The organism is Olsenella phocaeensis (assembly GCF_048189965.1).
GTDB lineage: Bacteria > Actinomycetota > Coriobacteriia > Coriobacteriales > Atopobiaceae > Olsenella_I > Olsenella_I phocaeensis.
On record NZ_DBEZHV010000015.1, the window covers coordinates 60,933 to 87,048 of the forward strand.

Consider the following 26,116-nt stretch of genomic DNA (forward strand, 5'->3'; position numbering starts at 1 on the left):
CGATTCGACAGCATCCCCGCAGGGACTCGGGGCGAGAGGAGGCCAGACGGCACCGCGCTACTGGGAGGGTCGGCCAAAAACTGCGCACGATTCGCTCAAATTGTGGAGACGAATCACGTTTGCCCATGACTCTTGCGGCTGAAAGAAACCCAATGCGCAGTTTTCTGCGGCACGAGAAAGCCCGGGCGGGAATTTCCGCCCGGGCAGCCACAATCAACGGCGAGTTGCTCGGCCCTCGTGCATCCGCAGCCTTCGGGCTTCCTCAGCCCTCGAGCTTCTGCAGCTCCAGCATCTCCGCGACCGAGCGCTCCTGCCACCCGCTCGCGTCCACGCCGGCCCGAAGCGAGCGGACCTGCATCCGCGCCTCCACGGCGTACTCCGGGCTCCGCGCGGCAAGCCGCTCGAGGGCGGGTATCGCATCGGCCGAGAGGTCGCCCAGGTAGTAGACGTCCATCTCCTGCACCCTGCCCGCAAGGAAGCCATCGACGTTGAAGTCGGCCACGCGCGCGGCGGGACCGCTCAGCATGAAGGCGACCCAAATGCACAGGAGCGTGGCGATGGCCCAGCGGAAGATGGGGAACTCGGGCCTCAGCAGCCAGACGGTCGCATACACGACCAGCGAGAGTATCCCCACCATGCCCACGAAGGTGAGCAGGCGCAGGATGGTCAGGCCGTAGGCGCCCACATAGAGCGACATGCGCAGCGCCGCGGACGCGAGCATGACCACGATACTCGCCAGGAGCACGAGCTGCAGAGCCACGACGGGCCGGAAGCGCTCGGCGTCCCTGCGCACCCAGACGCTCGCCAGGACCACCACGATGTTGATGCCCGCGACAGCCGCGAGCTGGAAGAAGCCGGAGCGCGCGTAGCCGGCGTACCCGCCAAACATGGCGGGAGAGCTCGCCCCGCCGAAGAGGTAGGCGAACTGCACCCCCACGAAGAGCAGGTAGACCAGGTCGAGCGCCGCAAGCATGGTGCCCACGGAGCTGGTGCTGGCGCGACGCGGGGAGTGGGGCTCGAGCCTTCCAACGGAGCGTCCGTGCCCATGAAGCAGGCCCAGGAGCATCCCGGAGCCGGCGACGAAGGCCAAGGCGAAGCGGGCGGCACGCATGCCCCACGCGAAGAGCCCGTCGTCGAGCCAGCCGAGGATCCTCCCGAAGAGGTCGGCGAAGACCGGGTCGGCGCTGAAGAGCAGGGGCACGGCGACCATGAGGATCGCGAGCGCGACGAGCAGTCCCAGCAGGGACGAGCGAAGCCGACCCTCGCCCGAGCTGCCGCGGCTCAGCAGCCTGAGCTGGGCAGTGTTCGAGAACTGCTCCACGAAGAAGAAGCCGATGGCGCGCAGGCAGCCGCCGAGGCTCAGCGCCACGTCCTCGGCGCAGCCCGAGAGCAGCAGGTACTCGAGGATGCAGCTCGCCCCCATGACGAGGGCATTGAGCATGCGGAGGTCCCGGTTTGACACGAGGGTCGGGGCGAGCGCGAGGAGCAGGCAGGCGACGAGCAGGGCCTTCGCGGCACCCCCCAGGTCGCGCAGGCCCCCGCGCAGGGCGAGCGCGACGACAAAGAAGGCGAAGATGCAGATCGTGATGCCCACGCCGCAGATGGTGATGAGGGCGAGCGAGAGCATCGTGTGGTCGGCGGCGACGCTCCAGAGGATGGCGAGGCCCGCGGCGCAGGCGGGAACGAGGTAGTCGCGCGGGCCTGCCGGCTCCGGGCTGCGGGCCGGCGCGGCGGAGGCGAGCTTCTCGGCGATACCTTCCTCCGCGATCTGTCCGGGCATGGGGGGCCTACCCCCGGCTTCTGGCTCTCTCATCTGTCCCACTTCCTTTCGTCGGTGTCCCTGCGGTGTTTCTCATCGGTGTCCCTGCGGTACTCGAGCAGGTCGGCGGGCTGGCAGTCGAGCTCCTCGCAGATCGCCTCGAGCGTGGTGAAGCGGATCGCCCGCGCCTTGCCCGTCTTGAGTATCGAGAGGTTCGCGATGGTCACGCCGACGCGCTCGGAGAGCTCGGTGAGGCTCATCTGGCGTCGCGCGAGCATGACGTCGAGGTTCACGTGGATGTGGCCCATGCCTACACCACCAGGTCGTTCTCGTCTTTGATCTGGGCCGCGTTCTGGGTGAGCCCCGAGAGCGCGACGCACACCACGGCGAGCGAGACGGAGAACACGAGGGCGACGGAGAGGGACGCGACGACGCTGAATACGACAGGTTCAACGAGGGCGAGGTACGCCACGAGCTCGGCGAGCCACACGGCCGCGTCGGCCGCCGCAAGGTAGCCCATGCGACGCAGGAGACGCGCGTTGCCTTGCGTGAAGACGTCTCCCACGCCGATGGACGAGAAGAGCCTCCACGCCACCGCCGCCAGGACGACGAGGGGCAGGATGCCCAGGGTGAACAGGAGGGTCGACCCGGGCGGGACCACGCCACGCGCCTCGACGGGCGGGATGGCGGCGATGGCGACCACGAGGCAGGAAAGGACGGCGAGAAGATCGATCGCCTTGAGGAGGAGGGACATCTCTCTTCGTGACATGCGAGCTCCAAGCGGCTGTCGGTATGGGACGTCGGCCTGGCAGCTGCCGGAGGCCGTCGACGAATCAGGCACTTCGTCGACGGCCATTATAGGGCAAACATATCGTTTTTCGATATTAATTTACTGATTTTCGATAAATCATACGATGAGAAGAATGACGGCAGTCCCGCCAGGAAGCGCAGCGTCCCAAGCGGCATCGCCCCGCACGAGCCAGCCCGAGGCCGAGCGGCGCCAGGCTATGCGTGCTTGTAGCCCGTCACCATGGTGAGCAGGAAGCAGGTGACGGTGGCCCATGCAAAGAACTTGTGCGCCTTCATTTGGATTCCTCCCCTCGTCAGAGGCAGTACGAAAAGAACGCCCTCATTGCCTCGATTATACGAGGCGCGCGGCAAGACGCGCTAACAAGAAGCGGGACGATGGGGACTCCTCGCTGCCCGACAGCGCTCGGATCAAGAAAACGTGGGACGCGACACGTCCCAGCCCGTGTTAATGACAGATGGAGTCCCTCACAACGAAAGGTGCATGGGGTGGCAGACGGGAGAGAAAGGGTCCAACGCTCGGACGCGTTCGTGCGGGACGCGATGAGCGCCTGGGGGGACTCGGTACTGCGCCTCGCCTTGGCACAGACCGGTTCCAGGGCAGACGCCGAGGACGTCTACCAGGACGTGTTCGTGTCGCTGGCATGCTCCCCCACCAAGTTCGAGAGCGACGAGCACCTCAAGGCCTGGCTCCTGCGCGTCACCATCAACCGCTGCCACGACCTCAGGAGGACCTGGTGGTGGCGTCACATCGCCTCGATGGAGGAGCTCGACAGAGAGCCATCCACGCCCGAGGACCCGACCTCCGACAGCGTCGTGGGCGGGCGCGGCCATCCGGAGGACTCATGCCCGCCCCTCTGGGATGCCCTGCGCAGGCTCCCGGAGAGATATCGGACCCCTGTCTTCCTCTTCTACGTCGAGGAGATGAGCTGCGCACGCATAGCAGAAGTAGCTGGATGCAGGGAGTCTACCGTTCGCACGCGACTGCAGCGCGGGCGCGAGAAGCTAAGGAAAACGTTGGAAGGACTCGACTATGAGGCAATTTGATGACAAGGCCGGCGACTTCGCGAGCGGCGCGGACGAGGCCATCAAGGCGGGCCTGGAGTCCGCCGTGTCCGAGGTCCGGACCTCCCCCCGGCTCGACGACCGCGTGATTGACCGCATCCGCGACATACGCTCGCAGCAGGACGCCCAAGTGCCCCACGGACGTTCCCCGGTCCTGCTTCCCCGCGTCGCAGTGGGAGCGGTCGCCTGTGGGCTCGCACTCGCCGTGGCCATCGGGGCCATGTCAAGCCCCGCAAGCCCGTCTGGCACCACGCAGGACTCCGGCACGGGTGCCTCCGAGGCGTCGGAGCATCCCTTCTCGCTTTCGATTGCCCAGGCATCCGAGACGAGCAAGGAGGTCAGCGTCGCGGCGACCAACGACGGCATCCGCCCCGTCTCGGACGAGGTCTCAAGGAGCCAGGAGCTCAAGCTCAACCTCTCGGTCACCGGCGACAACATAACGTCCGTCACGTATCGCATCGTCGGCAGTCCCACCGAGAAGTACCGCGCCAGCGTCATGGACAAGGACAGGTTCCCGGACGGGGTCGGAACGCGCGACCTCGTGAGCCTGCACCAGGCGGTCTGGGGCAGCTACGAGCAGACGGAGGGCTTCGTCGCCCCAAAAGAGGGGCAGTTCCAGCCCGAGTCGATCACCATCGACTACGGACAGCGGTCCGCCGACGGCTCCTACCACACCGCCGACGGCGTCTACCACTTCGTTGCGGCGTCCGGAGACATGCAGTCATATTGGGACAGCGACCCCACCCTGCAGGCCCTCGACGCCTGGCTGGATGCCACGCTCAGCCCAGACGGCAGCGACGACAACGAGAACCCCACCCCGCGGTCGTGGGACGACACCTCCGCCGAAGCGGAGGGACAGGACTCCGAGCAGGAACGCGCGAGCAGGCCCAAGAGGACGAGCGAGCTCAGGGCCGCGTACGACTCCGCGCTCGCGGACGCGACGTCCACGCCCGAGAAGGCATACGAGTGGACGAGGAAGAACTACATCTCCGGCTTCGTGACCTGCAACGACTCGCTCAGTCAGGCGCGACTCGAGGTGACCGCGACGTTCGCGGACGGCTCGACGACCACCAGGCTGTATCGCATCGAGCTCGTCGACGACTATGAACGGGTGCTGTCGGACCGATTCGACGCGCTCTGCGAGGCAGCAGGGACGGTACCTGCGGATCTCATCGCACGGACGGGGCTTCCCTGGATGGACTGGGACACGAGTGCCAGCCACGTGCGCGGCGAAAGCATGACCTACGCAGGGTCGATCAGCGACGAGCAGTATGCCAGTGACCCGCGACTGACGGCAGCCATGTACACGATCACGGACGTCACGGAGGAATAACCGGACGAGAGGGGCGTCACGCCCCAGGGTGCACCACCGCCCCCTTGGGTAGAATCGACTCATCGGCAACTCGTCGGCGCGCCGGCGCGCGGGACCCACGTCCCGCCCGGCGCGCCGCGCTCCCAAGGAGAGGAATCCCACATGGCAGACATAGACGAGGAGGCGCTGCGCCGGGAGGTCGACGCGGCCCTGGGCCACGGAGGACAACAGCAGCAGGGTCCCCAGACCTTCCAGCCCGAGCCCGGCTCGCACATCAAGCACGTGATCGGCGTCATCTCGGGCAAGGGCGGCGTCGGCAAGTCCCTGGTCACCGGCGCCATCGCCACCAGCCTCAGGCGCGACGGCCGCAAGGTGGCCATCATGGACGCCGACATCACCGGTCCCTCCATACCCAAGATGTTCGGCATGTCCGGCAAGCACGCCCTGGCTCGCGACGAGAAGCTCGTCCCCATCGAGTCCGACGGGGGCATCAAGGTCATGAGCACCAACCTCGTGCTCGAGAACGAGACCGACCCCGTGCTCTGGCGCGGTCCCATGCTCATGGGGGCGCTCCGCCAGTTCTTCGAGGAGACCCGCTGGGGCGACATCGACTACCTGCTGGTCGACATGCCCCCAGGAACCGGCGACGTGGCCCTCACCGTCTTCCAGAGCCTGCCCATCGAGGGCGTCGTGATCGTGAGCTCGCCCCAGGACCTGGTCCAGATGGTCGTAGGCAAGGCGCTCAACATGGCCGCCATGATGGAGGTCCCTGTGATCGGCCTGGTCGAGAACCTGAGCTGGCTCCCCTGTCCCAACTGCGACGAGCGCGTGGAGCCCTTCGGTCCCAGCAAGCTGCAGGAGACGGCCGCCCACTTTGGCATCGCCGCCCTGGACCAGCTGCCCATCGACCCCAGGATTGCCAGGAGCTGTGACGAGGGCAACTTCGAACAGGTGCTCCCGGAGGGCTTCGTGGCCAAGGCAGTCGAGCAGATCGAGGCCCACGAGCAGGTGGCCTAGGTGCCAGGCTCCAAATCCAGGACAAGGGCACGGGGAGAGAGGCGGCCCTCGCGCGCGCAGCGCGAGGCCGAGCTCGTCTCCGCCGCCATCGAGGCAGCTCCCTCGGACGTGACGGACGTCTGCGTCGTGGGCGGCGGTGCCGCCGGCCTCGTCGCGGCCATCGTCGCCGCCGAGGAGGGCGCGAGCGTCGTCGTGCTGGAGGCGGAGCTCGAATGTGGTCGCAGCATCCTCGCCACCGGCAACGGACGCTGCAACTTCTCCACCGTGAGGCTGGACCCCCGGCGCTACAACGACCCGGAGTTCGTGCGGGCCACGTTCGGCCAGCGTCCCCTGGACGACGTCCTGGGCTTCTTCCGCGACTGCGGCCTGCGCTGGTCGCTCGAGGACGACAGGCTCTACCCCCTCTCGCGCCAGGCCGCCTCCGTCCGCAACGTGCTCCTGGCGCGGGCGAGAAGGGCCGGCGTGCAGCTGGCGTGCGGCCGCAGGCTCGTCGCGCTCGAGCCGCGCGACGACGGATGGCGGCTGCGCTTCGAGGCGCGCTGGGACGCCGGGCGCCGGGGCGAGCTTCGCGCCCAGACGGTCGTCCTCGCCACGGGCGGGACCAACTCCGTGGGCGGTGGCGCGCTGACCGACGACCTGGGGCTGGAACGCAGGCCCCTCTCGCCCGCCCTCTGCCCCGTGGCCTGCGAGGACTCCCCCCTGTCGCTGCTCGACGGGAGGCGCGCCCAGGTGGACCTGAGCCTCGTGCGCGACGACGACCTCCTCCCCTGCTGGCACGAGCGGGGCGAGCTCCTCTTCAGGGACTACGGAATCTCAGGCATCGTGACCTTCGACCTCTCGAGGCGCACCCGTCCCGGCGACTGGGCCCTCGTCGACCTCGTGCCGGACCACGGCGCGTCGGAGCTCCGCCAGATCGTGGGCATGGACCCCGAGCCAGGCTGCCTCGACGGCGTGCTGGACCCCGAGGTCGCGCGGCTGCTCGAGCGGCTCGCACGCGAGCGCTGGGACCCCGGCGCGCCCCAGCTGGGCCCCGCACCGCGCGACGACGACGTGGACTGGCTCGTCCACCTGACCAAGCAGCTCCCCCTGCGCATCACCGGACTCGTTGCCCAGAAGGGCGCGCAGGTCTGCCAGGGAGGGCTCCAGAACAGGCAGTTCGACCCGCAGAGCCTGCGGTGCGAGACGTACCCCAGCCTCCTCGCCTGCGGGGAGGCCCTGGACGTGGACGGCGACTGCGGAGGCCTCAACCTCTCGTGGGCGTGGAAGAGCGGCCTCGTCGCTGGCAGGTCCGCGGCGGAGGCCGCGAGGAAGGCAGGCTAGCGTGCTCGAGCTCTCTGGCATCCGCATACCCCTGGACCAGCTGGACGGCAGCGAGCGCACGGAGGAGCTTGCCCTGAGGCGCGCCGTCCTCCGTCGATTGCACCTGACGCCCGACGACCTCGCGGCTGTCCAGCCGCGCAAGCGCTCGGTGGATGCGCGCAAGAAGTCGGACGTCCACTTCAGCTACAGCGCCCGCATGCAGCTGCGGGGAGGGGCCAACGCGGAAGCCGAGCTCCTGCGCAGGCTCAGGCGCCGCCACTCCCCCGTCCTGCGGCAGCTCCGCCAGGTCGAGGAGGATCGGCTCGCCTGGCCGGCCCACCTGGGCACCGCTCCCGTCCGGCGTCCCGTGGTCGTCGGGGCGGGCTGTGCCGGGCTCTTCTGCGCGCTCTCGCTGGCCGAGGCCGGGCTCGAGCCCCTGCTCGTGGAGCGCGGCCGGGACGCGCGGCGGCGCAGCGCCGACATCGAGCGCTTCAATCGCACCGGCGAGCTGGACCCCTCGAGCAACGTCCAGTTCGGCCTGGGCGGCGCCGGGACCTTCTCCGACGGAAAGCTGGGAACGGGCACGAAGAGCCCCGCGCACCGCCTCATCCTCCAGACCCTCGTGGACGCAGGCGCGTCGCGTCAGATCCTCTGGGACGCCAAGCCCCACGTGGGCAGCGACGTGCTGCCCACGGTGGTCACCAACGTCTGCCAGCGCATCCGCGATCTGGGCGGGGAGGTCCGCTTCGGCAGCAGGATGGTGGGACTCTCCCTTGCCGGGGGACGCGTCAGCGGCGTCACGCTCGAGGAGGAGCGTGCGGGGGGCATCCTCGTCGAGGAGCGCGTTCCCGCCACCGACGTGGTCCTGGCCTGCGGACACTCCGCCCGCGACGTCTTCGAGCTCCTGCGCGACTCCGGCGTCAGGCTGGAGCGCAAGACCTTCGCCATGGGCATGCGTATCGAGCACCCGCAGGCCCTCGTCGACCGCGCCCAGTATGGCCCCTTTGCGGGGCACCCCGCCCTGGGCGCCGCCCCCTACAAGCTGGTCGCCCACCTGGACTCCGGGCGCAGCGCCTTCTCGTTCTGCATGTGTCCCGGCGGATACGTCGTTGCCGCCGCGAGCGAGCCGGGCGGCGTGGCGACCAACGGCATGAGCCTCTCGGACCGCGCGGGCACCAACGCGAACTCGGGGCTCCTCGCCAACGTCTTCCCCGAGGACCTGCCCGGGGACGACGTCCTCGCCGGCGTGGGACTCCAGCGCCAGTGCGAGCGAGCGGCATTTTCGGCGGGAGGCGGCGCGTACGTGGCGCCCGCCCAGCTGGTGGGAGACTTCCTGCAGGGCGTCCCCTCCTCCGCCGGCGGGGAGGTGCGGCCCACCTACCCCCGCGGCGTGGCCTGGGGCGACGTCTCGTGCTGCCTTCCCGACTACGTGACAAAGACCCTGCGCGCGGCGATACCTGCCATGGACCACCAGCTGCACGGCTTCTCGCTCGCCGACGCCGTGCTCACGGGGGTCGAGAGTCGCTCGAGCTCTCCCGTCCGCGTCACCAGGGGAGAGAACCTCCAGTCCACCTCGACTCCCGGCCTCTGGCCCTGTGGCGAGGGCGCAGGCTATGCGGGCGGCATCATGAGCGCGGCCACGGACGGACTGCGCGTGGCCGAGGCGCTGGTGGAAAGCCTGACGTAGGGCGACGGAGAGAGACCCCCTGCGTCCCGGGGTCGCTCCCGCCTTCCCCATCGCCACCTGCGGAGGGTTTGCATCCTTTTGGAGCGAAATCCCATCGTCGGGGTGTTGCCGTGGGTAGACCAACCCCAAGCGAGAACGGTTCGCGTGAATGGGGGGTGGCTCAAGATGCGGGAGGTCAGGGTCGACCGCTCGGCCACAAGCCCCGAGGAGCAGAGGAAGACCGAGAGGTGGCACGAGTCGGTGAGGGACTCCATGCGCGAGCTGGGTGCCTCACAGGCAAACGTCGGTCTGGTGGTGATGGTCGCCGTGGTGGTGATGGTCGCCGTCACCGTGGCGGGCAGAATGCTGGGCTGACGTTGCCCCCGAAGGGTGGCGGAGGTCAAAGGCGTGCGGCATGGCGCCTGCGGCATGGAATAGCGTGGAACAAATGACTTGCGACGCAAGGGGCCGACCGGCGGGAATTTCCCGCCGGTCGGCCCGATTCTCTTCTCTTAGCCGCGAGCTACTTGTCCCTGATGGCCTCGATCAGGCGCTTGAGCTCCTCGTCCTGGCCCATGCCCGTAACGAAGGCGACACCGTTGAAGGTAGGGACGTCAAGCTCCTCCTCGGTCTTCACCACGGGGATGTAGGCGTCGGCGTCCTTGAGCTGCTCTGCCAGAGAGTCCATGTCGACGGCAACGACGTTTGCCTCGACGCCCTCGGCAGCGAGCAGCTTGGCCACCTTCTGGGCGACCATGTGCGAAGTTGCGATTCCGTGACCACACGCGACGACTACCTTGGCGGACATGAGGCTCTCCTTCCACACTCGTGTAAGGAAAGAATAGCATGCCCTTCCGCCCACGTGAACGATGGGTCACGCATCATGGCTCAATGAGGTTCCTAGGCTCGAAACATGAGAGCGTGACACCCTCACGTTTTGCCAAGGCGCACGCGACACCAGCACGATCTCCCGTATCAATTACTGTCGGCTGTATACGTACGCTCGCCTGTGCCAAAAACGACGTAGAGATGCAACGGCCCACGGTCAACATGTTTTCTATGGCCTCGTTGGTGAGACAGCGATAGGGAATCTCATAGAACTCTCCCCGTTCGTACTTATCCATGTGCACAAGACCACGCGAGACCGAATGCACATCGATGTACCAGTCACCCCTCGCCACGGCATCGTCGAAGCGCCTTCGTGCGAGATAGTCCTCCTCGGTGAATGTGTAGGTACCATGCACGCGCCATGACTCCCTCACGCCCAACATGTCCGCCGTGCGAATAAGAAAGGCATGCTCGAAGCCGGGCATCATCTTCGTCAGGAAGTCTACGAGACGCCTTATCTTTCTGCGACCCTCAATAAGCGCATTCGAACGATCAAGGGTGCTCTCATTATTCTTCAGACCAGTGAGATGAGGACAGTTGAAGGCCATGCAACCTGGCATGCCAGGAAGCGAGAAGCACTGATAGTAGACGAGGTCTTCCTCCTTGAGCAATCCCTTTTCGACGCCTTTCCTGAACAGTGGCTCGAGCTTGAAGCCCTTAGCCACCACCATGGCAGACTCCCAAAAGTAGCCGTCAACAAGCGGTGAGAAATGGTCTCCGAGTGAAAGGCAATAGGCACGATAGGCGTCGATGTCGATGCCGGCCATCTCGAAGCGCAGGGATGACATCTGGTTGTGTCCCAGGCTATCTCCCCTGTCGCAGGGAACTCCTGCCATCCTCGACAGCAGGGCATCACCCGTCGCATCGACGAACTGGTCCGCCTCGATGCGCACGAACCCCTCAGGGCAGCCTGCGCAAATGGAGACGATGCGAACGCCCTCCACTTTCACGCCTGCGAGGCTGGCGCCAAACAGCACCTGGGCTCCAGCATCACTCACCAGATCATCAAGTACGCTCGACATCGCGTCTGGGTTATGCCAGACATATCCCATCGAGGCATTAAGCTCACGCGTTTCAAGGCCGCATGCGCGAAGACCCTCCTCGATGAGGGTGAGGTTTTGTCCGTGCCCCGGTACGAAGGACGGCATCATCGGGGAGACCAACGCTCGTGTCATTGAGCCTCCCAGAACGGAGCCGGCCTCAACGACGAGCGTGGAATTTCCTTCCCGTGCCGCGCTCGCAGCAACGCTTGCCCCTGCAGTGCCTCCACCAACGACCACGGTGTCCCAATGGCCAAGAAGCCGTGCCTCAACAACGTCTTTCTGCACGTTCATGAGAGCCCCCTTTGACAAACCGTCGTGCCGAAGCCACCAGTTCGACCACCTCGGTGCCGGTCATGGCACCATCTGCCAACAGCACGAGATAGTCGCTCGCTGTCGGCCTCACGGGACCACTTGCCATGTCGTAGGCAAAGGCATGAGCCGCAACCTCGCTCGGCGACGACAAGTGTCGACTCCTAACACGCAGGAGACCCTGCATGCACACTGGACGCATGCGCATGCCTACGCTCCTCCCCTCGCGATGCTCGAGGTAATGAAAGAACTCGTGAGCAATGTGCAGGTCGATGAGCCAGGAAAGGGTGTCCTTGGGCATACCGTCACCACATAGCGCAGCAAGCACCTCGCTCTTGTGCCGCAGCTGGGGCATGAACAGGTCAAGCGTGCCGCCATCTTTCTGGCATACCAGCCGTGCTTGTATGCGGTTTCGCACGGTAGTGTCCACCACACCCGTCTCAATCTGCCGTAAAAAGAAGCCATGCTCTGCAAGCGTGCTGAGCAGGTCATTCCCCACCCATTGGCAAGCAGCCTCATGGCCCGCCTCCATAGCATCGCGAACACAGGCCCTCTCCTCCTCGTCAGAAAGCTGGGATGCAAGCGGGTCCTTCAAGAATTCGAGCGCTGCGCACAGCTCGTCCGAGGACCCGAGCAGCTCGCGAGCAGCGTCAGACGGGTTTTCGTACAGCGCCGCAAGCATGGTCTCTAGTCCCGTGCGGCAACAGCAATGATGGTCTCATCACTGGCCACGAACTCGAGCTCCATCTCTGCCAGGCTCAGAAGCTGCTCCATATTGAGGACACCCGAGAGGTCACTCATCTTCTGGCCGAAGAACAGGAAGGTCTTCGGTAGCGTCTCACCCGCGTCACTGTACCTCGTCATATCGCTCACAAAGCGTGCGAACGAACCCTGCAGCTCCGAACGGGTGAACTGGAGCACACGCGCGTCATTGCGCTGCAGGCGAATGACGCCATCCTCGTCGAGCACGCGCACGACCTCTCGTTTGGAAGAGATGAGGCCGAAGAACGACTTCTTTTGCAGGGTTCCTGAGAGCACATGCCAGCGTCCCTGGACACACAAGGTGCTCACGTCACCTACAGGAATGCCCAACGCCTCGGCGACGATGGCCTTGAGTTCGTCGTCAGTTTTTGACCTCTGCACGCGGTCCTTGGTCCTGAGTTCGGTTGCCCCAGTCGCCGTAGCGCGAAGGATGTTACGTTGCGAATCAATTTCCACGGAGATGTCTACCGTGCGCTCATCAGCACCCGCGCGGGTGACCGCCTCCATGACATCATGGCGGATACGTCGTACATCTTCGTCACTAGGATTCGCCACGTTGCGCTCAATCTGCTCGCGCACGAGGGCAAGAGCCACGCCGATAGTGGAGATGTACGGAGCGTTGTGTGCCAGACGATGGCGAATGCCCATACGCTTGCCCAGTGCAGGCGCCACGACTGCAGCTGAGCCGCCGCCACCCACCAGGCTCGTGAGGTTGGGGTTGAGTGAATACTCGGTGACGAGCTGCGAGACGATGGCCTCGACCTTCGCCGTAGCAATGTCCACTACCTGATGGCAAAGCCCATCCACGCTCGTACCTAGTTGCTCCGCCAAAGCACCCCAGGCCAGACGCGCCACCTCGACGTTGCCGGCAGCATAATCGCCTTCTGGCACGTAGCCAAGCACGTTGGCCGCTCCCGTAAGCGTAAGCGCGAAGGACTTTCCACCCCCGCAGGAAATCGAAACGTAGTTGGCCTCATCATCCGGTAGTGGCGCCACGAGCTCCACCGCGGGAGAAAGCATGTCCTCGGGACGGGCGAACACCTCGTAGTCAAGATCGGCAATGTGTGCGGAGCGCGGCCCCACGTCAGAAAGGTGCCCATCCACCACCCTAATCATGGAACCACCCGCAATGCCAAGCGTACGTACATCAAGAGAGGTGAGATAGAGCTTGTGCCCGCCCACCTCGGCGTTCTTGATCATTACCTTCCCGTCCTTGATGACGGAAATATCCGTGGAAGTGCCACCAGCCTCAAGGAAGATGCCGTCCGTAACCTTCTCGTACATAAGGGCGCCAGCAACGCCGGCTGCGAGACCCGAGAGCATGGTGAGGATGGGACGCTTGCGCACTTCGTCGATGCTCATGACGCCGCCGTCGCAGCGCATAATCATGAGGGGGCGCGTGATACCCACGTCCTTTACGGCACCCTCGGTCATATTGGCCGTCTCCATCATGCGTGGAATGAGCGCCGCGTTGACCGCGGCAGTGCGGGTGCGTGCCTGTAGTCCATAGAGCTGCGAAATCTCGTAGCCACCAGTGGCGACTACGCCCTCTTGGTCGGCAATGCTGATGAGCCTGCGCTCGTTGGTGGAATCGTCCACCGAATAGCTCTCAGAGGCGACAATCACCTCACAGCCCTTGTCACGCAAGAGTTTGACCGCCTGACGCATGGAGCTGTCATCCAGATTCGACGAGTCAATGAACTCGTGCTCCGTCTCCAGATACTTGTCAGGGGCAAGCTTAATGTTGCCTACGGTCGTCTCGCCGTCAGCACGACCGACAAGGCCTCCGGCACCCATGCCCACGATGCCCACCTTCGCTACGTCGCCTTCGAGGAGGGCATTAGTCGCCTGGGTCGTCCCATGCGCAATGAAAGTCACGTCCTCAGGTGAGATGTCGTTATTCCTGAGCACATCGGCAATCGTCTGGACGATGCCGGCGGCCACGCCCCTGGGGTCGTGGTGCGTGGTGGGGACCTTCTCCTTCGCGATGACCTCATAGGTCTCATCATCGAGGACGACCGCATCCGTGAAGGTGCCGCCCACGTCGATGCCAATGCGTACTTTCCTGTCGGCCATGTGCCTTCCTTACGTGCCTCGAGTCGATTCGTGCTGGAGTGGTCCCAAGAAAGGGGCCACCCCATGAGTGCCGCACCCGCTAGAAGAGGACGACGGCCGTATAGACAAGGATGCAGAGTGCCATGACCATGGTGTAAGGCAGCGTCGACTTGAGAATGTCGTTGACGTCCACGCTCGCGTAGTCGGCAACGATCACGTTCTGCGTGTTGGTCGGGTCGGCAACGCACTGGACAACGCTCGTGGATCTCAGGGCCATGCCCACTGCAGGAGCGGAGAGTATGCCAGCTGCCGCAAAGATCTTCGCAAGGCCGGATCCAAGGCCATACATGTTAAGCGGGCCACGGTACAGGGCAAGAGGCGAGAGAACGGTGAACACGAGGACGTACACGATGGGGTTGGACGGGAGGATCTTGCTAATGATCGGCTGCATGAGTGCAGAGGTCGCCGTCGCGGACACGCCGTTCAGCAGGATGCCGATGCCAATCATGAGGCCAATGACGCCAGCAACGTCCTTGATTCCCTCAACGACGGAGCTCGAGAGCACCTGCACGGCATCTCGAGGACCAGAGATGAGGACCGTCGCGACGATGGTCACCAGCAGCGAGGTCTCGGCGTTCCACTTGAGGAAGAACACGAGGACGATGGGCACAAGTGGCATTACGAGGGCAACGGGGCTGACCTTCTTAGCACCAGTGCTGACGCTCATGGCCCAGGCGCTCGCCTTGGCGTCGCGTCTGACATTCACAAGGATGTAGGCGAGGGTCACGACAACGCACACGATGCCCATGACCACGGAGGTAGACGTGATGGTATCCATGCTCATGCCGATGGTGTCAACGTAGAGCTGATACTGGGATACGTTGAAGAGCAGGCCCATGTTGAGGCCCAACAGTACGAGCGACGCGGCGACAACAGGTTCGATGCCAGCGGAGAGGAACAGCGGAACAGCGATCTGGGCGACCATAATCACGGGTCCGGCACCGCTCATTGCAGTGAAGATGATCGCAGTCGCCGCGGTCAGCGCAATGGCGATGGCGACTGGCTTGTCACCGGCCATCTCGGCGGCCTTGCGGATGATAGCGTCAGAGATGCCCTCCTTCTGGACGACCTTCGCGAAGATCGCACCAAAGATGGTCACCGAAATCGTCGACATGAGCTTGGTGGCTCCGGAAGCGATCACGTAGGTGGTGATTGACTGGTCCTTGGTGGGGTCGGCACCCGCAGGCAGCGCGAACGGTACGCCGGCAATTGCCGCAATGAGGACTCCCATGCAGGGCAGCGCAAGGATTGCCGGGAGCTTTTTCGTCATCATGAGCGCAACGCCACCGATAAATACGGCGAGAATCAGCACCACTTGGAGTACTTCCATGTTTCCTCTTTTCTTCCGCACCTTCGAACTGCCTGTTTGCTCGTGTCAGGACGCTACGTCTCCTGACCTCTGTCAATGTCTACGACAGCAGGGGTAGTTCCGCAGCCCCCTCATCCGCGAGCGTAAACTCCAAAAAAGGGGAGCTAGTCTTCAAACGAGATGTGAGGTGAGCCGCGCCGCTTGAGGAAGGACCAATCTCTAACCATGCTTGTGGGGAGTACTATCTCCACAGAGTTAGCTATCCCATTAGGTCTAGCTTGCTCGCGTGGGTCATGAAAACCCAAAAGGTCTGGGAGAATGCGCTTTCGGTGAAAGGTCTATACACCACAGTTCTTCCATATTTTCAACACTTGCGGCAGGAGGTAAGGCATGGCAGAAGAGAACGAGAACAGGCACCTTGCCACTGATGCGAGCCTCCTGGGAAGGGCCTTCGAGTTCGCAGATCGATACCTCCCCGGAGGGCTTGTAACCTTCTATCCTGAGTTCTGCAACTCGGAAATCGCAGCCCGCTACTCTCCAAGGGGCAAAAGAAGCTTCGGCTATGCCTCGGGCATAGAACTCGTCCTGGCACTCAGGGATGACGCCGGCAGTAACCTTGACCTCATGATTCAGGACACTCCTCGTATATCGAAAGAACGGGAGCACTTTGCCAGATGGTGCGGGCAGATCGTACTGCGCTACCACGAGGCGTCGGGAGACTCCTTTGCCACGCTCCCGAAGACGCTTCCCCTTGAGAGATTACGCAGGCTTCACAATGAGCTCGGCGAGCAAGATATTGAGAAATGCCTACAAGAAATCATCTGCCGCACGACCAGGCACCACGACCAGACACAGCTCGCTATCCGGCGGCTGCAGAAATCCATCACACAGACGGACCTCGCGAGACTCTCTGGCGTGTCCCTGAGATCCATACAACAATACGAGCAACGGAAGAAAGACATCAATAAGGGCCAGGCGCTCTCGATTCTCAAGCTATCGCGTGTGCTCGGATGCAGCATGGAGGACCTCATCGAACCCGAGCACAAGCTAACGCTCAGTGAGAAATAGCCTCCTCTACCTTGACAAGCGGAAGGGTACGACGGAGAACAGGAAAGAAAATGCGTCGGTGTAAAAGAGTTTCTCGCTCGTACCAGAACAGTCGATGCTCGTGGGAATGAGTATCGTAGTCCGTATCCGACAGACCATGCACATCAAGACTCATCGCGCAGATGACGAGCGGCGGCACGGAACACATATGTAATCTTGCAGCGAGCTACCATCTGAGCTCTCCCAGAGGAGAAGCCAAGAGATGGAGGCGTCTCTTTCACATCAGTGCTTGCGCGGCTTGTACCTCCGCCTCGTGGCGTGGGCGCTGCCCTTGCGATCCGTTGCCTTGAGGCGCGCGATGACGTCCTCCGCGCTCGCACCCTCAAGCCGCGCCCTCAGGGCCACCACCTGGTCGCGAAGCACCGCCGCACGCTCGAAGTCCATGTCCGCGGAAGCCTGGATCATCTCGTCCTCAAGTGCCCCCAGCACGCGCGCGAGCTCGTCCTTGGGCAGGCCCGACAGCTCCTCGGCCACGGCGTCCGCGACTGCCTCGCGCCCCTCCGGGGTGTCCGCCGAGACACCCGCCTCCCCTGCCGCCGTGAAGAACTCCCCGTTCATGCGCGACTTGTCGTCCAGGGTCCGTGACGCCTCGTCGATGAAGCCCTTCACGTCGGTGATGGACTTGTTGATGGTCTTGGGGGTGATGCCGTGCTCGGCATTGAAGGCCTGCTGTATGCCGCGGCGGCGGGCAGTCTCGTCCATGGCGATGCGCATGGAGTCGGTCACGGAGTCCGCGTACATGATGACCTTGCCCTGCGCGTTGCGCGCGGCACGGCCCATGGTCTGGATGAGGGAGCGGCGGTTGCGCAGGAAGCCCTCCTTGTCGGCGTCCAGGATCGCCACGAGCGAGACCTCGGGGATGTCCAGGCCCTCGCGCAACAGGTTAATGCCCACCAAGACGTCGATCTTGCCCAGGCGCAGGTCGCGGATGATCTCTATGCGGTCGAGAGTCGCCGTGTCGGAGTGCATGTAGTTGACCTTGACGCCGGCATCCAGCAGGTGATCGGTGAGGTCCTCGGCCATGCGCTTGGTGAGCGTGGTGACCAGCACGCGCTCCTTGCGGGCGGTGCGCTCGCGAATCTCGTCCAGGAGGTCGTCGATCTGGCCGCGGACGGGCCTGAGCTCGACCTCGGGGTCCAAGAGCCCCGTCGGCCTGATGACCTGCTCGACCTCCTGCTGGCTCACGCCCTCCTCGTAGTCGCCCGGCGTGGCGGACACGTAGACGAACTGGGGGATGCGCTGCTCGAACTCGTCGAAGCGCAACGGGCGGTTATCCAGCGCCGAAGGCAGGCGGAACCCGTGGTCCACCAGGGTTATCTTGCGCGCGCGGTCGCCCTCGTACATGCCGCGGATCTGCGGGACCGTGACGTGCGACTCGTCGATGATGCAAAGCATGTCGCGGGGGAAGTAGTCGATCAGCGTATAGGGGGGCTCACCCGCCGAGCGGCCGTCCATGTGACGCGAGTAGTTCTCGATGCCCGAGCAATAGCCCATGGTCTCGAGCATCTCGAGGTCGTAGGCCGTGCGTTGCGAAAGCCTCTGCGCCTCGAGCAGCATGTCGTTGGCCTTGAGCTCCGCCACGCGCCCCTCCAGCTCCTCGCTGATGGTCTTGAGCGCGTGCGCCACTTTGGGCCGCTCCGTCACGTAGTGGGAAGCGGGCCAGATGGGGATGGCGTCGTACTCGCGCACCACCTCGCCCGTCACGTTGTCTATCTCGGCTATGAGCTCGACCTCGTCACCAAAGAAGCTCACGCGCAGGGGGTTCTCCGCATAGGGCGGGTACACGTCCACGGTGTCGCCGCGCACGCGGAAGCTGCCACGGGCGAGGTCGTAGTCGTTGCGGTCGTACTGGATGTCGATGAGCTCGCGTATGAGGTCGTCGCGCTCCAGGGGCTGCGACTTGTCCACGTTGGGGGCGAGGCCCGCGTAGTCCTGCGGGCTGCCGATGCCGTAGATGCAGCTCACGGAGGCGACCACGATCACGTCGCGGCGGCTGAGCAGGCTCGAGGTGGCCTGGTGCCGGAGCTTCTCGACCTCCTCGTTTATGGAGGCGTCTTTCTCGATGTAGGTGTCCGACTGCGGGACGTAGGCCTCGGGCTGGTAGTAGTCGTAGTAGCTCACGAAGTAGACGACGGCGTTGTGGGGGAAGAGCTCCTTCATCTCGCTCGCCACCTGGGCGGCGAGGGTCTTGTTGGGCTCCATGATCAGCGTGGGCTTCTGCACGGCCTCGATGGTCTTCGCCATGGAGAAGGTCTTGCCCGACCCGGTGACGCCCAGCAGCGTCTGGTAGCGCAGGCCCTGCTCGATGCCCTCGCTGAGCTTCTTGATGGCTTGGGGCTGGTCACCTGCGGGCTCGAAGGGAGAGACGACCTCTAGTCGCTCGTCACCGTGCTCCAAGCCGAAGCGCTTGAGCTCGGCGCCGAAGCGCTCCTTGGCCTCCGCCGTCCCGGCAAGGGGCTCGTAGCTTATGGTCTGCCCCTCGTCAGATACGAACGTGCGCGGCTTCTGCTCCTGCGGCATGGCTGCCCCTCCCTCGCGGGCGCGCTGCCCGCCGTCTGCTCACAGGAACAAGTGTACCCACATTCGGCGGCACCTCCGCAGCAGCATGTGCCCAGGGGTACCGGGCCGGACGCCGTCCCACGGGCGGGCAAGGGCCCCGACCGTCAGGAGAGCGCGAGGGAGGAGTCGCTCACTCCCTCAGGGTACAGCTCCTGGTAGCGGTCGTAGGCGTCGTTCACGCGCACCAGGTAGGCGGCGGTCTCGGCATACTCGATCTTGGACGAGATCTCTCCCCCGCCGCTGAGCCAGCCCTGGACGTTGCCCACCCCCGCGTTGTAGGCGGCGATGACCTCGTCGCGGCTTCCCAGCGCCTTCTGCAGGTAGGCTAGGTATGCCGTGCCGTACTCGATGTTCGTCGCTGGGTCGGTGAGCTCGCTGGGGTCGTAGCGCGAGGAGTCGACGAGCCCCAGGCGCGCCATCTCGCTTGCGGTGGCGGGCAGGAGCTGCATGAGCCCCACCGCCCCCGCGGACGAGCTCGCGTCGGCGTTCCAGCCCGATTCGCACTTGATGACGGCACAGGTCAAGTAGGGATCGACCCCATGCCTGCTCGAGGACTCGTTAATCTGGCTCGCATGGCTCACGGGGAAGAGCAGCTGCCTCACGACCTGCCTGGGCGCGAGGTCAGCGGCGAAGGTGAGCGCGCAGACCGCGAGCATCGCGAGGATGGGAAGGGTCCTGAACCACCTAAAGAAGCGCTCGTGGCGCATCAGGCCCTCCCCTCCTTGGGGCGGGAGCCCATGAGCGTGACGCATGCTCCGCCCACCACGCATCGACCTTTGCCGCAAGCCCCTCCTCGTCCGAGTCGTTTGCGAGCTCGACGTCACAGTGGGCGGAAAGGTACTCGTCCATAGGCTGCAGCGCCATGCGAGCTGCGGCGTCCGCCCGGCCCATGCCGCGTGTCACCGCGCGCTCGAGCCTGGTCGGAGCGGGGCAGCTCACTACCAGGACCTCGTCGGTAAGCGCAAGCAGGTCCTGGACGCGGTCGAGCAGGGGCACTTCCACCACGACGCAGGTGGGAGGCGCCGCCTCGGCCCTGGCCTCGTCGAGGAGCCGACCCAGGCGGGACTTGATGTGCGGGAGCTCGATGGCCTCGAGGCGGGACGTCCCCTCGGGCGTTGCAAACGCGCGATGGGCCAGAAGCCTCCGGTCAAGCTCTCCCGTCACGGGATCGAGCAGGTCGGCCCCGAAGGTGGCCGCGACCTCCGCGAGGCACGGCTCGCCTGGAGCCAGGACGTCACGAGACAGCTGGTCGAGGTCGATCACGCGTGCCCCGCGGGCCGCAAGGAGACGGGCGACGGTCGACTTGCCCGATGCGATGCCGCCCGCCAGAAACACCACGTACATGACCCCTCCCCTCTTCCGTCCGTCGGGCATCCATCATCGCATGACGGTGGGACGCCCTTCTCGCTTCCATCAAATCGCTGGCTGCCGACGACCCCATCCGCACAAGCCAGGCGCGGTCGGACGAATCCGACCGCGCCTGGGGTGCCGACAGATTGCTCGTGAAGGCTAGGAGCGCAGCTCGAACTTCTCCCCGCAGCGAGGGCAGGTGACCCTGACCAGTCCCTTGCCGCGCGGCACGCGCACCACCTGGTTGCAGCGCGGGCAGCGGGCATGCTTGTACTGCCTGCTCTCCTTCAGGGCGGCGGGGGGATTGCGCAGCCACAGGCGGGCCGGCCCGATCCGCTCCATCACGGCCTCGTTCTCCTTGCGGCGGGCGGCCACGTCAGGCGAGACGATCCTGAACACGGCATAGGCGACAAGAAGGACGACGACCACGGTGAGCCAGACCTGGCGCGCGAAGATGTTGATGACGGCGAGGACGAGGGCGAGAAGCCCGGCGCAGACCGCGAGCTCGTCGGCCCCGTTGCGACCGCGCATGAACTCCGCAACCTTCCTGTTAAGATCGGCGTTAGCCATCACGTACCCCTTCTCGCTTCGTGAATCCCCCATCGGGACCCGCCTGCTGGGCGCCTGCCCCTTTCAGGATGCCCGTTCGCAGACGCGATATTCCCGCACGCCCGACAACGCGCACCACAAACCCATAGGATAGCGCAGACGCCATCCCACGGCACCGAGGCGGGTCGTACACGACTCTCTTCCCGGCCCCTCGCAAAAACGGGGCCGCCCGAAGGCGACCCCGTCAACGGCAAAGCAGGCAAGAGCCAGGAGGCTACTCCTCGACGGGAGCCTCCTCCTCGTCGTCATCCTCGGGCTTGTCGAGGGGCTTGACCTCGACCTCGACGCCCAGGGTCTCGGCGGCGGACTTCATGGACAGGGAGATGCGGCGACGGTCGAGGTCGATCTCCATGACCTTGACCTGCACGGTATCGCCCACGGCACAAACCTGCGCGGGAGCGTCGACGTGCTGCTTGGCCATCTCGGAGATGTGGACCAGGCCCTCGACGCCGTTGCCCAGGTCGACGAAGGCACCGAAGGTGACGAGCTTGGTGACGGTGCCCTCGACGATGGCGCCCACGGGATACTTCTTGACCAGGGTCCTCCAGGGATCCTCGGTGGTCTGCTTGAGGCCCAGCGAGATGCGCTCGCGGTTGAGATCGACGTCCAAGACCTGCACCTCGACCTCCTGGCCGACCTTGACGACCTCGGAGGGGTGGTTGACGTGGTTCCAGGAGAGCTCGGAGATGTGGATCAGGCCGTCGATGCCGCCCAGGTCCACGAAGGCGCCGAAGTCCACGATGGACGAGACGGAGCCCTTGAGGCGCATGCCAGGCTGGAGCTTCGAGAGAATCTCGGAGCGCTCGGCCTTGCGGGCCTCCTCGAGCACGACGCGACGGGAGAGGACGACGTTGTTGCGGTTGCGGTCCATCTCGATGACGCGGGCCTCGATGCGGGTGCCCAGGAAGGCGTTGAGGTCCTTGACGCGACGGAGGTCGACCAGGGAGGCGGGCAGGAAGCCGCGCAGGCCGATGTCCAGGATCAGGCCGCCCTTGACGACCTCGATGACCTCGCCCTCGACGTTCTCGCCGGCGTTGAACTTCTCCTCGACGCGGTTCCAGGCGCGCTCGTACTCGGCACGCTTCTTGGAGAGGATTAGACGACCCTCCTTGTCCTCCTTCTGAAGGACCAGGGCCTCGATGCCGTCGCCCAGGGCGACGACGTCCTCGGGGTTGACGTCCTTGCGGATGGAGAGCTCGCGAGAGGGAATGACGCCCTCGGACTTGAACCCGATGTCCAGCAGAACCTCATCGTGCTCGATCTTGACGACGGTACCCGTCACAAGATCGCCCTCATCGAAGTCGGTGATGGTACCGTCGATGAGGCTGTTCATCTCCTCGTCTGAGACGTCATCCAGGGAGAAGATGGACGAGTTCTGAATCTCACTCAAAGGTGGACCCCTTTCGAAAACGGGGCCCCGATCTACATGATCGCTGCCTAGGGCGCTCTGCTGGTGCGTCGCGCAATCGGGAACTTACATGCTCTCGGGGGCCGACAGATACAGTCGTGCGGCACCTTGCCACACGTTAGACAGAATACCTTGACAAGATGGGGCATTTCAAGGTTCACGAGCTTAAATCTGTATTTCCACGAGTCATGCCCGATGCCCGGCGGCCCCAGGCGACCGGGTGGGTAAGCTAGGGCCAGCAATGACGGAAGGGAGCTGCCCCCTCATGATCAAGGCCGTCCTCTTCGACCTGGACAACACCCTGCTCGACATCAACCTCAGCGCCTTCATCGCCCGCTACCTCTGGGCGGAGGCGCGCGTGCTCGCACGCATAGGCCGCACTCCCGTGCCCGTGGCCTATGCCTGGCTCTCGCGCTGCTACCTCGCGGTGGACTCCGCCACGCGCCAGGACGACCTCACGGGACGCGAGCTCTTCGACAAGACCTACCTGCGCCTCTCGGGCGTGCCGCTGGATGACCCGGCGGTCAGGGGTGCCATCGACTGCCTCGAGGGGGAGTGGATCGACCACCTGCGCGACGGGGTCACCCAGGCCAGGCCGCGCCCGGGCGCGCGCCGCTGCGTCAGGCGCGCGCAGGAGCTGGGATACACCGTGGCCCTGGCCACCAACCCGGTCTTCTCGCCCGCGGTGGACAGCGCACGCCTGAGATGGGCGGGACTGGACGACATCGACTTCGCCCTCGTCTCCACCCTCGAGAACTCCCGTCGCTCCAAGCCGAGCGCCCGCTACTACCAGGAGTTCATAGCCAGCCTGGGCTTCGTCCCCGAGGAGTGCCTCATGGTGGGCAACGACGCCGGACGCGACATCCCCCGCCCCGACATCGGCCTGCGCACCGCATACGTGGGCCACGGCTGGCCCAGGGCCGCCGTCTGGCGCGGGAGCATCGGCAAGCTCGCGGACGAGCTGGGCGAGCTCGTGGCGCGACTTGACGCCGAGGACGAGGGTCACCGCTAAGATCTGCGCACGGGACTCTTGACGGTCCCACGGCAGCTGGCCCTTTGCCGTTCGCCTTCACAATTCGGAGCCAGCGTGCACAGTTTTTCTGGCCCGCCCGCGCGTTCGCGCATGATATACAGTGCATTCTGTCAAGACGCGCACGCCCATCCTAACTGGAGACCCGCATGGACCGAAGCTCGTACCTCAACCACGTCGCCATCCTCAACGAGGAGCTCGTCTGCGCGCTGGGCTGCACCGAGCCCATCGCCGTTGCCCTCGCGGCCGCACTCGCCACCCGCACTCTGGGGCAGCGCCCCGAGCGCCTGAGGGTCGCCTGCAGCGGCAACATCATCAAGAACGTGAAGAGCGTCACCGTGCCCAACTCCGGCGGCATGCGCGGCATCGAGGCCGCAGCCGCCCTCGGCGCCATGGGTGGGGACCCTGACGGCTCGCTCGAGGTGCTCCAGAGCGTGAACGAGCAGGACCGCCTGGACGCGCGCTCCCTCGTCGAGGAGGGCCGCTGCGAAGTCGAGCTCGCGGAGGGCGTGCCCAACCTCTACGTCCGCGTGGTCGCCCTCGGCCAGGGCCACGAATCCGCCGCCTGCATCGAGGAGCGTCACACCAACGTCTGCGAGCTCTCCCTTGATGGGGTGGCGACGGGCATGGCAACCACCTCGGGAAGACCGGATGAGGACGCAGGCGAGAGGCCTGCGGCAGACCGCTCGGCGCTCTCGCTCAGGTCCGTCTGGGACTTCGCCCATGAGCTCGATCTGTCTGACGTGGACGAGCTGATCAGCGGGCAGATAAAGACCAACCAGACCATCTCGAAGGCGGGGCTCGAGGGCCGCTGGGGCGCGAACATCGGCTCCACGCTGCTCGCGAGCCGTCCCAACGACATCTCATGCAAGGCCCGCGCGACCGCAGCCGCGGGGTCGGACGCCCGCATGAGCGGCTGCCCCCTTCCCGTCACCATCTGCTGTGGCAGCGGAAACCAGGGGATCACCTGCTCGCAGCCCGTGCTCGAATACGCCCACGAGCTCTGGAGCGACCACGAGACGCTGGTCCGCGCCGTCGCGCTCTCGGACCTCGTGGCCGTGCACGTCAAGTACTTCATCGGCGAGCTGAGCGCCTTTTGCGGCGCGGTGAGTGCGGCCTGTGGCGCCGGCGCCGGCATCTGCTACCTGCGCGGCGGGAGCTTCGCGCAGTTCGAGGCGACCATCGTGAACACCCTGGCCAACGTGGGCGGCATCGTCTGCGACGGTGCCAAGCCCAGCTGCGCGGCAAAGATATCGGCTGCCGTCGACGCGGCGATACTGGGTTGCGACATGGCGCTCGCGGACGACAACTTCCTCGCGGGCGACGGCCTGGTGGGCAAGGACGCCGAGGAGACCATCCGGTCCATGGGCTATGTGGGACGCGTGGGCATGCACCCAACCGACGTCGAGATCCTCAACATCATGATTGGCAAGACGGACACGTCCCTGTAGCCCCGTCGCACGAGGAGGCGGTCGGCATGTTGCCGGGCACCAATTGGAAGGAACCCTGGAAGCCCGTCGAGGGCAGCTCTTGGTGGAGCGAGATGCTCGAGGAGGATCGGCGGCAGATCGAATCGAGCAGGGCGAAGCTCCAAGAGGAGAGGCCCATCCGTTCCCGCCGACTCCCGCTCCCCCTCTGGGCGCGCCTCCTCGTCGTGGCGAGATGGTTCATTTGGGCAATCGTAGTCGTCGTGCTTGCCTGCGTCGTCATCGAGCTCATGTCCCTCACCTGAGCGAACCAGCAGAAAGCCCACAGAAAAACAGCTCTTGGCTTCTCTTCTGTATTACAATATTACCATAAAATAGAGGAGAGGAGCTGCAATGGACGCCATGGTCACCGCGCGCGTGCCCGTCGAGGTTCGCAACCAGGGAAACGCCATTCTGAAGCGCATCGGTTCGAGCCCCACGAAGCTCGTGAACGCAGCCTACGACTACGTGCTGAGACATGAGTCACTGCCCGACCAGGAGCCTTCCGCTCCCGCAGCAGGAGGGGAGCCCCAGAAGACCGTACGCATCATCACGCCAGAGATCCGGGCGCAGATCGAGGCCGCATTTGCGGCTGTGGCACTACCCACGCCTATCGGGGGTTGGGACCCTCGCGACTACAAGGAAATCATCGCCGAAGGAAAGCGGGCTGACTATGAAGCTCTTGGTTGATACTAACGTCCTGCTCGACTTCTTCGAGACGAGACAGCCCTTTGTCGAGGACTGGAAAAGGGTTTATGTCATGAGCTGCTTTCGCGATGCGGAGCTATGGGCGTCCGCCAAGTCATACGCGGACATCTTCTATGTTGCACGAAAGCAGATGAGCAGCAAGACGGTACAGAAATCAATCATCGAATGCCTTTCCCTGGTCAAGACATGCGCCATAGATGGGGAGGACATCCGCTGGGCAGCAGAGCAGGGCTGGGAAGACTTCGAGGACTGCGTCGTAAGTAGGGCGGCACAGAAGGTGGGTGCCGACTACATCCTTACCCGCAACGTGGAGGGCTTCGAGCGCTCGGCCGTCCCTGCCATCACCCCCGCCGACTTCCTGGCCCTTGTGGAGGAGAAGTACCACCTCATCTACGAGGAGATGCCCATAGCACCCCATCTCAAGGCGCCTCTTACCTAGGCACGTCGCTCCTCAAGCGCCCGCTGCCCCTCAGGCGTCTGCGGCCCGCATCCCAAGTCCGACGACCAAGCCGACGTCCACCTTTGACG

At 64.8% G+C, this 26,116-nt stretch carries 25 protein-coding genes; 12 read left to right on the forward strand and 13 right to left on the reverse strand.

The annotated features are described in order from the left end of the window. Window positions 1-262: 262 nt before the first annotated feature. The 3 genes from ACMPH2_RS07560 to ACMPH2_RS07570 are packed head-to-tail and all read right to left on the reverse strand — an operon-like array spanning window position 263 to window position 2,528. Entirely contained in the window at window positions 263-1,813 is a 1,551-nt protein-coding gene (locus tag ACMPH2_RS07560; RefSeq protein ID WP_314639000.1) for a DUF4153 domain-containing protein, read from the reverse strand. Further along, window positions 1,810-2,067, reverse strand: a complete 258-nt coding sequence (locus ACMPH2_RS07565; protein WP_314638999.1) for a helix-turn-helix transcriptional regulator — start codon at window positions 2,065-2,067, stop codon at window positions 1,810-1,812. The genes ACMPH2_RS07560 and ACMPH2_RS07565 overlap by 4 nt, the downstream gene beginning before the upstream one ends. 2 nt (window positions 2,068-2,069) lie before the next feature. Then, on the reverse strand, window positions 2,070-2,528 hold the full coding sequence (locus ACMPH2_RS07570; protein WP_062529707.1) for a DUF2975 domain-containing protein: 459 nt from the start codon (window positions 2,526-2,528) through the stop codon (window positions 2,070-2,072). A gap of 527 nt (window positions 2,529-3,055) precedes the next feature. Here ACMPH2_RS07570 and ACMPH2_RS07575 point away from each other — a divergent pair. The 6 genes from ACMPH2_RS07575 (at window position 3,056) to ACMPH2_RS07600 (ending at window position 9,300) form a co-directional block, all read left to right on the forward strand. Beyond that, the gene (locus ACMPH2_RS07575; protein WP_314638997.1) at window positions 3,056-3,613 is read left to right on the forward strand and encodes a sigma-70 family RNA polymerase sigma factor; all 558 of its coding nucleotides are present in this window, start codon (window positions 3,056-3,058) and stop codon (window positions 3,611-3,613) included. Next, window positions 3,600-4,964, forward strand: a complete 1,365-nt coding sequence (locus tag ACMPH2_RS07580; RefSeq protein WP_314638996.1) for a hypothetical protein — start codon at window positions 3,600-3,602, stop codon at window positions 4,962-4,964. Before ACMPH2_RS07575 ends, ACMPH2_RS07580 begins: the two co-directional genes overlap by 14 nt. 141 nt (window positions 4,965-5,105) lie before the next feature. Next, window positions 5,106-5,960, forward strand: coding sequence for an Mrp/NBP35 family ATP-binding protein (locus ACMPH2_RS07585; protein ID WP_314638994.1), 855 nt, complete (start codon window positions 5,106-5,108; stop codon window positions 5,958-5,960). Beyond that, a complete protein-coding gene (locus ACMPH2_RS07590) occupies window positions 5,961-7,280 on the forward strand; it encodes an aminoacetone oxidase family FAD-binding enzyme (protein ID WP_314638993.1) in 1,320 nt (439 codons plus the stop codon). Between the two features lies 1 nt (window position 7,281). Continuing rightward, entirely contained in the window at window positions 7,282-8,946 is a 1,665-nt protein-coding gene (locus ACMPH2_RS07595; protein WP_417119100.1) for an NAD(P)/FAD-dependent oxidoreductase, read from the forward strand. A gap of 165 nt (window positions 8,947-9,111) precedes the next feature. After that, window positions 9,112-9,300 (forward strand): hypothetical protein, encoded by a 189-nt coding sequence (locus ACMPH2_RS07600; RefSeq protein ID WP_417119101.1) that lies wholly within the window; start codon window positions 9,112-9,114, stop codon window positions 9,298-9,300. Window positions 9,301-9,448: 148 nt separating this feature from the next. Here the strand turns inward: ACMPH2_RS07600 and ACMPH2_RS07605 are convergent, their stop codons facing one another. The 5 genes from ACMPH2_RS07605 to ACMPH2_RS07625 form a co-directional block, all read right to left on the reverse strand. Continuing rightward, window positions 9,449-9,733: a PTS sugar transporter subunit IIB gene (locus ACMPH2_RS07605; protein WP_062529693.1), complete on the reverse strand. Its 285-nt coding sequence runs from the start codon at window positions 9,731-9,733 to the stop codon at window positions 9,449-9,451. A gap of 73 nt (window positions 9,734-9,806) precedes the next feature. After that, complete coding sequence (locus tag ACMPH2_RS07610) at window positions 9,807-11,147, reverse strand: FAD-dependent oxidoreductase (RefSeq protein WP_062529691.1); 1,341 nt, start codon at window positions 11,145-11,147, stop codon at window positions 9,807-9,809. Next, window positions 11,122-11,847 carry a hypothetical protein gene (locus ACMPH2_RS07615; protein WP_062529689.1) on the reverse strand — a complete coding sequence of 242 codons (726 nt, stop codon included), beginning with the start codon at window positions 11,845-11,847 and terminating at the stop codon, window positions 11,122-11,124. The genes ACMPH2_RS07610 and ACMPH2_RS07615 overlap by 26 nt, the downstream gene beginning before the upstream one ends. Before the next feature lie 5 nt (window positions 11,848-11,852). After that, window positions 11,853-14,003, reverse strand: a complete 2,151-nt coding sequence (locus tag ACMPH2_RS07620; RefSeq protein ID WP_062529687.1) for a hydantoinase/oxoprolinase family protein — start codon at window positions 14,001-14,003, stop codon at window positions 11,853-11,855. Window positions 14,004-14,082: 79 nt separating this feature from the next. After that, on the reverse strand, window positions 14,083-15,372 hold the full coding sequence (locus tag ACMPH2_RS07625; RefSeq protein ID WP_062529685.1) for a transporter: 1,290 nt from the start codon (window positions 15,370-15,372) through the stop codon (window positions 14,083-14,085). 369 nt (window positions 15,373-15,741) lie between these two features. Here ACMPH2_RS07625 and ACMPH2_RS07630 point away from each other — a divergent pair, with 369 nt between their 5' ends. Next, a complete protein-coding gene (locus ACMPH2_RS07630) occupies window positions 15,742-16,419 on the forward strand; it encodes a helix-turn-helix transcriptional regulator (RefSeq protein ID WP_062529683.1) in 678 nt (225 codons plus the stop codon). 261 nt (window positions 16,420-16,680) lie between these two features. Here the strand turns inward: ACMPH2_RS07630 and uvrB are convergent, their stop codons facing one another. The 5 genes from uvrB to rpsA all read right to left on the reverse strand — a co-directional run bounded on the left by uvrB (window position 16,681) and on the right by rpsA (window position 22,366). Next, window positions 16,681-18,978, reverse strand: coding sequence for an excinuclease ABC subunit UvrB (uvrB, locus tag ACMPH2_RS07635; protein ID WP_417119102.1), 2,298 nt, complete (start codon window positions 18,976-18,978; stop codon window positions 16,681-16,683). A gap of 143 nt (window positions 18,979-19,121) precedes the next feature. After that, entirely contained in the window at window positions 19,122-19,724 is a 603-nt protein-coding gene (locus tag ACMPH2_RS07640) for a lytic transglycosylase domain-containing protein (protein WP_062529681.1), read from the reverse strand. Then, a complete protein-coding gene (coaE, locus tag ACMPH2_RS07645) occupies window positions 19,702-20,361 on the reverse strand; it encodes a dephospho-CoA kinase (RefSeq protein WP_417119103.1) in 660 nt (219 codons plus the stop codon). The genes ACMPH2_RS07640 and coaE overlap by 23 nt, the downstream gene beginning before the upstream one ends. A 165-nt stretch (window positions 20,362-20,526) precedes the next feature. Then, window positions 20,527-20,937, reverse strand: a complete 411-nt coding sequence (locus ACMPH2_RS07650) for a hypothetical protein (RefSeq protein ID WP_417119104.1) — start codon at window positions 20,935-20,937, stop codon at window positions 20,527-20,529. A gap of 253 nt (window positions 20,938-21,190) precedes the next feature. Next, window positions 21,191-22,366 carry a 30S ribosomal protein S1 gene (rpsA, locus tag ACMPH2_RS07655; RefSeq protein WP_303133057.1) on the reverse strand — a complete coding sequence of 392 codons (1,176 nt, stop codon included), beginning with the start codon at window positions 22,364-22,366 and terminating at the stop codon, window positions 21,191-21,193. A gap of 283 nt (window positions 22,367-22,649) precedes the next feature. On the opposite strand from rpsA, the gene ACMPH2_RS07660 reads away from it, so the two are divergent. The 5 genes from ACMPH2_RS07660 to ACMPH2_RS07680 all read left to right on the forward strand — a co-directional run bounded on the left by ACMPH2_RS07660 (window position 22,650) and on the right by ACMPH2_RS07680 (window position 26,027). Next, window positions 22,650-23,396 carry an HAD family hydrolase gene (locus tag ACMPH2_RS07660; protein ID WP_009277885.1) on the forward strand — a complete coding sequence of 249 codons (747 nt, stop codon included), beginning with the start codon at window positions 22,650-22,652 and terminating at the stop codon, window positions 23,394-23,396. Window positions 23,397-23,563: 167 nt separating this feature from the next. Further along, the gene (locus tag ACMPH2_RS07665) at window positions 23,564-24,865 is read left to right on the forward strand and encodes an L-cysteine desulfidase family protein (protein ID WP_417119105.1); all 1,302 of its coding nucleotides are present in this window, start codon (window positions 23,564-23,566) and stop codon (window positions 24,863-24,865) included. Window positions 24,866-24,891: 26 nt separating this feature from the next. After that, on the forward strand, window positions 24,892-25,146 hold the full coding sequence (locus tag ACMPH2_RS07670; RefSeq protein ID WP_009277887.1) for a hypothetical protein: 255 nt from the start codon (window positions 24,892-24,894) through the stop codon (window positions 25,144-25,146). 88 nt (window positions 25,147-25,234) lie between these two features. Continuing rightward, the gene (locus ACMPH2_RS07675; protein ID WP_417119106.1) at window positions 25,235-25,570 is read left to right on the forward strand and encodes a hypothetical protein; all 336 of its coding nucleotides are present in this window, start codon (window positions 25,235-25,237) and stop codon (window positions 25,568-25,570) included. After that, on the forward strand, window positions 25,554-26,027 hold the full coding sequence (locus tag ACMPH2_RS07680) for a PIN domain-containing protein (RefSeq protein ID WP_417119107.1): 474 nt from the start codon (window positions 25,554-25,556) through the stop codon (window positions 26,025-26,027). Before ACMPH2_RS07675 ends, ACMPH2_RS07680 begins: the two co-directional genes overlap by 17 nt. Window positions 26,028-26,116 lie beyond the last annotated feature (89 nt).